This is a genomic window from Roseovarius autotrophicus (assembly GCF_018069895.1).
Taxonomy (GTDB): Bacteria; Pseudomonadota; Alphaproteobacteria; order Rhodobacterales; family Rhodobacteraceae; genus Roseovarius; species Roseovarius autotrophicus.
On record NZ_JAGQDH010000044.1, the window covers coordinates 1 to 9171 of the forward strand.

The window sequence follows — 9171 nt, forward strand, 5'->3', positions numbered from 1 at the left end:
GGTCACCCGCGCGCGATGCGCGGCGATGCTGGTCCGGATTTCCTGCACACCCTCCAGCCGCTCAAGCGATGTGCGCACGATCCCCGCACAGTGATCGCTTCCCATGCCGGGGATTGTGAGCGTGGCGGTTGCGTGATCGGCCAGGGAAAGGGTATTTCGCGTCATCGCGTGCCCTCCTTCTCATCAAAGGCGTTCGCCGCCCGCCGCAGCGCGAGGCCGAGACAGAGAAACAGCGCCGCCCCGAAGCCCCAGACCCAAGCGTAGCCGATCATGCCGGACCAGGGGGCAAGTGCATAAGCCAGCGCCAGCGCCGCCCAGACGCCGGCGACGATGAAGATGAGGGTGATGTCGAATTTCATGTCCGTCTCCTTTTGTTCAGTGACCATGCCCGGCACCCACCGCCTCTACGGGAAGCGCGCGCATCAATTCGAAACCGGTCGCCGTGGCCCCGTACATGCCGATCACGATCACCAGCACACCGAGCGGCCCGACGAGCGCGGCGGCACCCGCTCGTGGTGGTGCGATCCCGTCCCATCGGGGCGACATGGCCACCGCCTTCGCTCGGCCGGGCAGAAGGGATGCCGCCACTGAAAGAGCGAAGACCACCAGCGCCAGCGCCATCACCAGCCCGCCCGCGGCCACCCCGCCCATCAGCGTGGCCCACAGCGCCGGCGCTTCGCCGCCGTAGCCCGCGTCGATCACCCGGCGCGGGACGCCCAAATAGCCGGCCGCGACACCTGCGCCGCCGAAGGCCAGAAGACCCAGCGTCGCCAGATGCGGCATGAAGCGGGCCACTCCCGGCAGCGCCAGGCCGCGCCCGGTCAGCGCCGGCAGGATCAGCGCCAGCGCCGCAAGGAAACTCAGCGACACTGTACCGACGGTGAAGAAGTGGAAATAACCCGGCACGAAGAACGTGTCCGACAGCAGCGGCGCAAGATCGGCCTGGATCAACACGAAGGCCAGAACCAGGCCGAAAGCCATGTTGACCACGGCAAACCCTGCCGCCGCCATCGCGGGTTCACGCCACGGAAGCGTACGGATCCAGCCAAACAGCCCCCGCCCGCCGCGGGCACGCGCATGCATCTCGAGCGAGGCGACGATGATCAGGAAGGCGGTCAGCGTCGGCACGCTGACAAAGAGCGACAGAAGCGAGCCCGCGATGCGCACCGCGCCCGGCAGGTCGGGTTCGAGGAACATGTGATAGAGCGAAGTCGGGGGCACGAAGACCAGGTAGGCGGCGAAGACGAGTTTGGAAAACCGCGCGCCGAAGACCGACTTCACGCCGACGACTTCCTGCATCAGCACGTACCAGACGACGACCGTGGCCATCAGCGGCAGGTAATGCATGTTGTGGAAGACGATGTGCCAGTTGGTTCCGTGGCTGGTCGGCATACCTCCCAGCCCCAGCGCCCAAAGGAGCCCCGGCAGAAAGACGTAGACCATGGCGAAGCCGCTGACCATCAGGAACCCTGCCCAGGCGAAGAGCGCGAAACCCACCGCCGAGAATTCGCACGCGCGCCTGACAGCGGCCAGGAGAGTGGCCACACCCGCTGCCGGTATCGCAATCAGCCCGAGGCCCAGAAGGATATAGCCCGCATTGAACGCCGCCAACCGACCGGGTTCATTCGCAGCCAGCTGGGGATTTCCGTCATAAAGGAGGAGCGTGCCGCCGGAGGACGCACCAAGCGAGAACGCCATGCCGGTAAGGATCAACAGGAAACCGGCCCAGCCGAGCGCGCGCCACGCCAGTCCGTGCCCACCTTCGCCCGCCGCCAGCGCCAGCAGGATCGCGGCCTGCACAAGAAAGAGCCAGTAGAAGAAGATACCGACACCATGCAGCGTCAGGAGCCGGTATCCCGCTTCTGGCAGCAGGTCGATCCAGCCCGCCCGCGCCAGCGCCACGCCGACGCCCCCGGTGATGCCGCCCAGAAGCACCAGCAGCGCCACGCCGGACATCGCCAGCAACAGCCGGCGGTCGACGGGTGACAGGGTGGCCAGTCGGTCGCGTAGAGGCCCGCTCATGCCGCACCCCCTTCCGTCACGCTCAGTCGCGCCTGCATGGCATCATGCGCCGCACCGCAATAAAACGTGCAGTAGATCAAATATTCACCCGGGCGGCGGAAGGTCATCCCGGTTTCCACCAGTTGCCCCGGCCGCAGGCGGATCATCCGCCCGCCCCGGCCGAACTGGAACGAGGCACCATGTGCCACATCGGTCGCCATCATCCTGAAGCGGTAGGGCTGGTTCGCCGCCAGCCGCAGGTGCCCTGGCTCAAAGAAGAATTGCCCGGCCTGAAGCCAGACGTCGATCGGCCCGACCATATCATTGCGATGCGCGTCTTCGGCGGATTGGGGCGCGTGCTCTGCCGCGCCGTGGCCGCCATGACCAGCAGCCATCTGCGGCGCATGGCCCCCGTGCGCGTCCTGAGGCGCGTCCTTGGCCATTGCCTCATGCCCTGTTCCATAAGGACCAGGCCGCACGCTTCCATCGGCCTCGCCAAAACGGGCAACAAAGTCCCGCACCCGCCGCTCGAATGCCTCTGCGGTCAGCGTTTCCGCCTTTGCGGCTGACATGGCAGCGTGGTCGGCCGGGGGTGTCGCGGGCGCAGAATGCGCCGCGCCGAAAAGCGCCAGTGGAGCGGGCGCCGCACCATAGCCGACCCAGAGGCCATAGAGCGCCGTGCCGCCGAACCCGGCAGCGGCAATGAACCCGCGCCTTGTGGTGAAATGGGGTTGGTCTGTCATCAAGAGAATCCTTCACTAGAAGGTTCCGTGTGCCGCGGCAGAGTGTGTTTCTGATCTTGGGAAGTGCTGCCTGCGTCACCGGAACGGCTTTACCGGACCACACGGGAACTCACTAAAGAGCAGTGAACCGGGTGTGGTGCCTTGCTCACGGAGCAGGCTGAGGTGCCGTGGAAGCCCGCTCTGCCCGCACGTGCAGCAGCAGCGCGGCTCAATGAGACCGCGCCCCTGCCAGACGGATCAGGACGCTTTTGGAGGGCGCCCGGACGGCCCGGAGGCAAGGCCGGAGGGAAGGATGATCAGTCGCAGTCCGAAACAGGTTTCGGGAGAAAATTTAGGCGCAGACATACCTGCATTTCCGGTCGCACAGGCAACGCAATGCCCGACGCCCAAACAGGAGCCAGTGATGTGCCCGGGATCCGCCTCATCGCAGCATCCGTGGCCATCGGGCGCGATATCGGAGATCGCGGCGGCCATGCTGTGCTCGGAATGATCCTGGATCGGATGTGCCCCGGCCATCAGGATACCCGCGAGACCGAGGGCCAGCAGGACCAACGGCGCCATGAACCAGCGCAGCAAGCACCAGCCCTTTGCCCCTGTCTTCCCGTTGTTCCGAACTGCTGTCATCCTGTCCCGCCTGAAACATGAGCCATCAGTAATCCGCTACAGCTTCGTCCCGCATTGATGCAGATCAAGCGTGCCGACTTCGCTGCTGCGATACAGATAGGCTTTCCGGTTGCCGGAAGGTCAAGGGCTGCCGGAACCGGGCGTGGTGACGCAATCGTTGGCCCGCGATGCTCACGTCTTTGTTGGGATCGGCTAAGACTTTCCGGCTGGACGGCGCAAAGGTGTGCGCTTATTCTGATAGTATGAATGGTTCTTGCGTCTGCCGCTTCTGGAGGTCACTGGCCGCGATGTTTCTCGTCGCGATCTTGACGCTTGCGCCAGCACTGCAGGGCCACGCGGCAGCAACACATCCGGGTTTCGCCGTTCAGCAGCAACACGAATACGCTGACGCGCAGCGCGCGGATTGCTGCGTGAACAGCGAGGGCACGGGTCACGTTCTGGACGCAGAGTGCAGCACTTGTGTATTGCCTTGCATGTCAGCGCTGCATGCTCTGATCCCGGACCCGAGCATGTCGCCTTTCTTCATGTCTGCGTCTCTTCACCTCCTCGTTGGACAAGTCATGGGCGGTCTTGCGGCCGCTCCTTATCTCAGACCTCCCAAAACCCGCTCCTGAAAAATCGTACTCCGGCCGAAACGCCGGGAAAGCCGATCGCTGACAATCCTGTCGGCAAACAGGAGCATATCTTATGAATTTTCGCTACACCCGTCGCCGATTCATGGCGACAACCGCCGCTTCGGTGGCAGCACTGTCCCTGCCAACCGGATCGCTTGCGCAGGCCAACAGCCAAGTGCAAACCCTTCGCGCCACGCGCCGCACGCTGGACATAAACGGTCGCGCGGCAACGGCATACGGATTGGAAAATGCGCTTGGGGCGCAAGGGCTGATCCTGGAGCCAGGCGAGCGGTTCAACGTCCGCCTTGAGAATGCGCTTGACGTCGAGACCATCATTCACTGGCACGGGCAGATCCCGCCCAACGCGCAGGACGGGGTTCCGAATGCGCCGCTGCCTGCCTTGCGATCGGGCGAGGCGCGGGAGTTTGATTTCGCGCCGGTGGCCGGCACGCACTGGATGCACAGCCACTTTCCCGTGCAGGAAATGCAGCTTCTCGCCGCGCCGCTCATTGTTCGCTCCGCCGAGGATCAAGCGGCAGACCGGCAGGAGGTGGTGCTGATCCTTCAGGACTTTTCGTTCACCTCCCCCGACGAGCTGATGTCCAACATGGATCATGGCGGCGGCCATGGCACAATGGATCACAGCGCGATGGGCCATGGCTCGGGTGACGGCATGATGAGCAAGATCATGGGCAAGATCATGGGCGGCGATCACGCGGCGATGTCCGGCACGGGCGAGATGCCGGGTATGCAGGGCATGGAGATGGATCTCAACGACATCGACTTTGATGCCTACCTTGCCAACGACCGGACCCTGGCCGACCCCGAAGTTGTCAAGGTCGAGAAGGGGGGGCGCGTCAGGCTTCGCATCATCAACGCCGCGGCGGCGACGGTGTTCTGGATCGACACGGGCAGCATCGAGGGCCGGCTTGTGGCGGTGGATGGCCATGCCGTCGAACCGCGCGCCGGCAGGCGTTTCGGCTTTGCCATGGGGCAGCGGCTGGACATCGAGCTTGATCTGCCCAGCGCGGAAGGTGCCTGGCCGATCCTGGCGCTGCGCGAGGGCGCACGGGAGCGCACGGGGCTTATCCTTGCCACGCCGTCCGGTCAGATTTCCAGAATTGGCGATCTCGGCGACGAGGCGACGCCCGCCTTTGACTACGACCTTGCGCAGGAATCGAGCCTGCGCGCGACAGAGGCGCTCTCGCTACGCGAGGCCACAGGCGGTGGGATGCTCATGCTGGGCGGCACCATGTCGCCCTATCGCTGGACAATCAACGACCGCACCTGGGGTGATCACGTCCCGATTCAGGTCCGGTCCGGCGAGCGTGTCGAACTGATGTTCCACAACATGTCGATGATGGCCCATCCGATGCACCTGCATGGCCATGTGTTTCAGGTGGTCGGCATCGGCGGTCAGGGTATCGGCGCGCCCCGGCGCATCAACGGTGCCACGCGCGACACGGTGCATGTTCCGCCGATGTCGATGGTCACGGTCGCCTTTGATGCGGGAGAGGCGGCGCGCTGGATGCTGCACTGCCACCACATGCCGCATCTGATGACCGGCATGATGACCGAACTGGACGTTACGGCCTGAGGCCGGTCGCAGCGGCAACCATGCCGCTGCGGTTTTCCCCATCCCCGAAAGCTTCAATACGACATCGAAGCGTCAAGAGGGGCAAGAAAGGAGTTTTGCATGAGACGATCTGCCCTGCGCTTCGTTCTCGCCGTCTTCTTCGCCGTGACGAGCGTTATCGTCTGGAACCTCTGGAGCAGTGGCGGCGAAGCCTCGCTTTCGGTTGCGGGTTTGCCCGATTTGCCGGCCGGCCTTGTCCCGGCCCCGATGGCCGAAGTCGCCGTTCCGGCCAGCCTTTCCGAAACGGAGACCTTGGGCGAACGCGCCTTTGCGACCCTATGCGCGGCGTGCCATGGAACGAATGCCGCAGGTCGGGACGGTATCGCCCCCCGCTGGTGCACCGTATCTATTTCCCCGGCCATCACTCCGACGAAGCTTTCCACATGGCCGTCCAGAACGGCGTTCGCGCGCATCACTGGCGTTTTGGCAACATGCCCCGGATCGAAGGCGTCACGCGCGCCGAAGTGACCACCATCATTGCCTATGTCCGCGCGCTTCAACGCGCGAACGGAATCGACTGACACGGAAAACAAACCCTGATCGAGCAACCAACTGCAACACCATGAAGGAGAAATAGAATGAGGAACATCATGTTCAACCGGCGTCATATGCTGACACTGGCGGGAGGCGGCCTTGTTTCGATGAGCACCAGTGCCTCTCTCGCCCAAGACCTTGTCGGCGACATCGAATCCGACACCAGCCCACATGTCCGCCGCAACACCATGGCCTTCAGGACCGTGCAGTGGCGGGATCATTTCGACAGCCTGCGGCGGGGCGCGATCATCTGCGACAGCGCATCGCGCGCCGTCCATTTCTGGTCCGAGGACGAAAGCACGTATCTGGTTTACCCCTGCTCCGTGCCGATGACCGAGGAGTTCACGCGCCGCGGACGCACCGAAATCGTGCTGAAGCGTCCGAACCCGACCTGGATCCCCACCCCGAACATGCGCGAACGCGACCCGACGCTACCCGCAGTCGTGCGCCCTGGGTCGGAAAACCCGCTCGGAACCCGCGCGCTGAACCTTTCCTGGCAATACTACCGGATCCACGGCATCGACGATGAACGCAAGATCGGACGCCAGGCATCGAACGGTTGCTTTGGTCTGTTCAATCACCATGTCGAGCAACTTTACGATCTGGTCCGCATCGGAACCCAGGTTGTGGCGCTGTAGGTCCATGCGCGTTCTTCTTGCGGGGATCATCGCAATCCCGTTCATTGTCGTCGTGGCGACCATTGGGACATTCCTGATCTTCGGTCTTTCAGGCAATCGCGAGCAAACCGAATCCCCGAGTGCTGCCGAGATAACGGTTGCGAGGGATATCGCCGGCGGTCGCCTTATGGTCGCAGTGGAGGATGGGCAGGCACGCGCCTTCGAAATCACCTCGAGGTTCGAAAGCGATGACGGACGCAATGACGCGACATTCGTTCAACCGACTGTCTCGATGACCATGATCGGTCACGACATGGGGCGCACGCCGGTGCAAATGTTCCGCCAATCCGACGGCACGTGGAGGGGAACGGGCACCTTTCCCATGGGCGGGCGATGGCGCTTCCAGATCATCTTCGACGGCGACGTCGTCGAACTGGAGCATGCCGCACGATGAGGGCCTGCCATGTCAGATGAGCGCTCGATCTGGTCCTGGCCGCAAGAGCTGCATCCATTCCTCCGGGGCTGGATGGCGGCCATGCTCGCATTCATCGCGCTGGGCACGGCGTCCGCAGTCTGGATCAACCCCTTCTTTGTCCGGATGACGCCCGTCGGTGCATGGGAGCTTCCTGCCCTCGCGCTTCTTGCCGTACTGACCGGTGTCTTCGTCGCACTGCCAAACGCCTGCGGGTTCCGGCGCGCCACGGCAGGGGGCACGGCGGGCTTTCTCGGCATTGCCTGCCCGACCTGCAACAAGTTCCTCATGCTGATTTTTGGCGGCGAGGCCTTGATGCTCTGGTTCGATCCGATGCGGCCTTACATCACTGTCGGCGGAATCGCGGTGCTTGCTTTCGCCATATGGCGGAGATGGCGCTCATTTCACACTCAAGAAACACACATCCTGAACGAGGACACCGGATGAGCACAGCCGAAGACGCACCCATGACACCATCCCGATCGAACCGACCGCGAACGCTCAACCGGCACGTCGTCGTTGTCATCGCGACCGCAGCACTCGTTTATGGCTTCTCGCTCGTGCATGGTCAATGGAGCCCGATGCATCGCTGGAACCGCGCATTCGGCGATGCGGCCGTTCTGCTGCTTGCCGTGACGATGACAGTCGGTACCGCGCCGCGTCTTTTTCGTGCGAGTGCGAAATGGCTTGCATGGCGCAGGGAGCTGGGAATCTACTCCGTAGTTCTGGCCACGGTGCACACGGTGATCATCCTCGACGGCTGGGTCGAATGGGACTTCTTCCGCCTGTTCGGCATGGAACTCCATCCGATCGATCTGCAGTACGTCATGCTGCAGCACGGCTTCGGGCTCGCCAACGCAATCGGCATCCTCGCGCTTGGTATCGGTTTCATCCTGCTACTCACGTCCAGCGACCGCGCAGTGGGCTTCCTTGGCGCAACGTCCTGGAAGACCGTCCAGATGACGGCACTGGTCTTTTGGGCCCTGGTCGTCGCGCATACGGCCTATTTTCTCTACGCGCACTTCCTGAGCTTTCATCGGGCGACACCTGATCCGAATTCATTGCAGTTCTGGTTTGCAGGTCTGGTCCTTTTGGTCTTTTTCTTTCGTTGTATCGCCTTCGCGCAGACAGTGCGTGCGAAGGCGTCGCACCGCAGGGCAAAAGACAAGGGCTAGAGCATTTGCCCACGACGTGAATCGATTGCGGCATTTCGGCCCGGCGATGGTTTGATAGAGGTGGTTCAGCGCGGCAGAGGTGAAGACCCTGAGTCAGTGGATCACTACCAAGGCCTGATGACCGCGAGTGCGCGCGGGCGCCCGCCAATGCGGGCGAATGTACACGAATGCTGTTTTTCTGTGTCGGTGTTGATGTGGCGTTGATGTAGAACGCGCAAATGACCTGTGGTATCGGGATACCATCGACCAAGTGTTTATAATGATTTGGTTGCGGGAGGGCGCAGCCGTCGTAACCTACCTGATCTGCGATGCGCAGTGTGATTAGGCTCAGACTGCGGGGCCGTGCAATATCCAATCGGTGGCGGCCTCATACTCCCGTCCGAGGTTCAATACCGCTGCGTCCTGACCGCGATGGCCGATCAGTTGCAGCCCCATGGGCGTGCCGGAGGGGCCGAAACCGGCGGGGACACTCAGTGCCGGAAGCCCGGTCAGAGAGGCGGGCACGACGACCTCCATCCAGCGGTGGTAGGTGTCCATTGTCGTGCCTGCAATCTCCTTGGGCCAGTGCCAATCGGCGTCGAAGGCAAAGAGCTGTGCAGATGGAAGGGCGAGGATATCCACCTCCATGCTGGCGGTATAGCGGAACCAGTCCGAACGGATGGCGCTTGCCTTTTGAATATAGGCACCCGATACGGCAAGGCCCTGCTCGATCTCCCATCGCAACTCCGGCTTGACCATCTCGGGCGATTGCCCGA

The 9171-nt window shown here is 63.1% G+C and carries 11 protein-coding genes and 1 pseudogene; 6 read left to right on the top strand and 6 right to left on the bottom strand.

From position 1 onward, the window contains the following. The 5 genes from KAK09_RS19180 to KAK09_RS18100 form a co-directional block, all read right to left on the bottom strand. Positions 1 to 165: heavy-metal-associated domain-containing protein (locus KAK09_RS19180; protein WP_210880334.1), on the bottom strand; the 165-nt coding region annotated here is incomplete at its 3' end. Then, entirely contained in the window at positions 162 to 359 is a 198-nt protein-coding gene (locus KAK09_RS18085) for a hypothetical protein (protein ID WP_210880326.1), read from the bottom strand. The genes KAK09_RS18085 and KAK09_RS19180, both read right to left, overlap by 4 nt. A gap of 16 nt (positions 360 to 375) precedes the next feature. Continuing rightward, positions 376 to 2022, bottom strand: a complete 1647-nt coding sequence (locus KAK09_RS18090) for a cbb3-type cytochrome c oxidase subunit I (protein WP_210880327.1) — start codon at positions 2020 to 2022, stop codon at positions 376 to 378. Next, positions 2019 to 2744 carry a cupredoxin domain-containing protein gene (locus KAK09_RS18095; protein WP_210880328.1) on the bottom strand — a complete coding sequence of 242 codons (726 nt, stop codon included), beginning with the start codon at positions 2742 to 2744 and terminating at the stop codon, positions 2019 to 2021. The genes KAK09_RS18090 and KAK09_RS18095 overlap by 4 nt, the downstream gene beginning before the upstream one ends. 237 nt (positions 2745 to 2981) lie before the next feature. Continuing rightward, positions 2982 to 3320: a hypothetical protein gene (locus KAK09_RS18100; protein ID WP_210880329.1), complete on the bottom strand. Its 339-nt coding sequence runs from the start codon at positions 3318 to 3320 to the stop codon at positions 2982 to 2984. A 735-nt stretch (positions 3321 to 4055) separates the two neighbouring features. Between KAK09_RS18100 and KAK09_RS18105 the strand changes: the two genes are divergently transcribed. The 6 genes and pseudogenes from KAK09_RS18105 to KAK09_RS18130 all read left to right on the top strand — a co-directional run bounded on the left by KAK09_RS18105 (position 4056) and on the right by KAK09_RS18130 (position 8416). Beyond that, positions 4056 to 5579: a multicopper oxidase family protein gene (locus KAK09_RS18105; RefSeq protein ID WP_210880330.1), complete on the top strand. Its 1524-nt coding sequence runs from the start codon at positions 4056 to 4058 to the stop codon at positions 5577 to 5579. A 99-nt stretch (positions 5580 to 5678) separates the two neighbouring features. Beyond that, a pseudogene (locus KAK09_RS18110) lies at positions 5679 to 6139 on the top strand (c-type cytochrome). A gap of 57 nt (positions 6140 to 6196) precedes the next feature. Continuing rightward, positions 6197 to 6790, top strand: a complete 594-nt coding sequence (locus KAK09_RS18115; protein WP_247651412.1) for a L,D-transpeptidase — start codon at positions 6197 to 6199, stop codon at positions 6788 to 6790. Positions 6791 to 6794: 4 nt separating this feature from the next. Beyond that, complete coding sequence (locus KAK09_RS18120) at positions 6795 to 7223, top strand: hypothetical protein (RefSeq protein ID WP_210880331.1); 429 nt, start codon at positions 6795 to 6797, stop codon at positions 7221 to 7223. Positions 7224 to 7304: 81 nt separating this feature from the next. Continuing rightward, on the top strand, positions 7305 to 7688 hold the full coding sequence (locus KAK09_RS18125; protein ID WP_210880332.1) for a hypothetical protein: 384 nt from the start codon (positions 7305 to 7307) through the stop codon (positions 7686 to 7688). Further along, positions 7685 to 8416, top strand: coding sequence for a ferric reductase-like transmembrane domain-containing protein (locus KAK09_RS18130; protein WP_210880333.1), 732 nt, complete (start codon positions 7685 to 7687; stop codon positions 8414 to 8416). The genes KAK09_RS18125 and KAK09_RS18130 overlap by 4 nt, the downstream gene beginning before the upstream one ends. A 327-nt stretch (positions 8417 to 8743) precedes the next feature. Here the strand turns inward: KAK09_RS18130 and KAK09_RS18135 are convergent. Then, positions 8744 to 9171 (bottom strand): amidase family protein (locus tag KAK09_RS18135; protein WP_247651413.1); only part of this gene is annotated, 428 nt, incomplete at its 5' end.

Bases quoted from the DNA above. Each gene is read 5' to 3' on its own strand.
- KAK09_RS18085 (WP_210880326.1), bottom strand. From the start codon at position 359: ATGAAATTCGACATCACCCTCATCTTCATCGTCGCCGGCGTCTGGGCG.
- KAK09_RS18090 (WP_210880327.1), bottom strand. From the start codon at position 2,022: ATGAGCGGGCCTCTACGCGACCGACTGGCCACCCTGTCACCCGTCGAC.
- KAK09_RS18095 (WP_210880328.1), bottom strand. From the start codon at position 2,744: ATGACAGACCAACCCCATTTCACCACAAGGCGCGGGTTCATTGCCGCT.
- KAK09_RS18105 (WP_210880330.1), top strand. From the start codon at position 4,056: ATGAATTTTCGCTACACCCGTCGCCGATTCATGGCGACAACCGCCGCT.
- KAK09_RS18115 (WP_247651412.1), top strand. From the start codon at position 6,197: ATGAGGAACATCATGTTCAACCGGCGTCATATGCTGACACTGGCGGGA.
- KAK09_RS18120 (WP_210880331.1), top strand. From the start codon at position 6,795: ATGCGCGTTCTTCTTGCGGGGATCATCGCAATCCCGTTCATTGTCGTC.
- KAK09_RS18125 (WP_210880332.1), top strand. From the start codon at position 7,305: ATGCTCGCATTCATCGCGCTGGGCACGGCGTCCGCAGTCTGGATCAAC.
- KAK09_RS18130 (WP_210880333.1), top strand. From the start codon at position 7,685: ATGAGCACAGCCGAAGACGCACCCATGACACCATCCCGATCGAACCGA.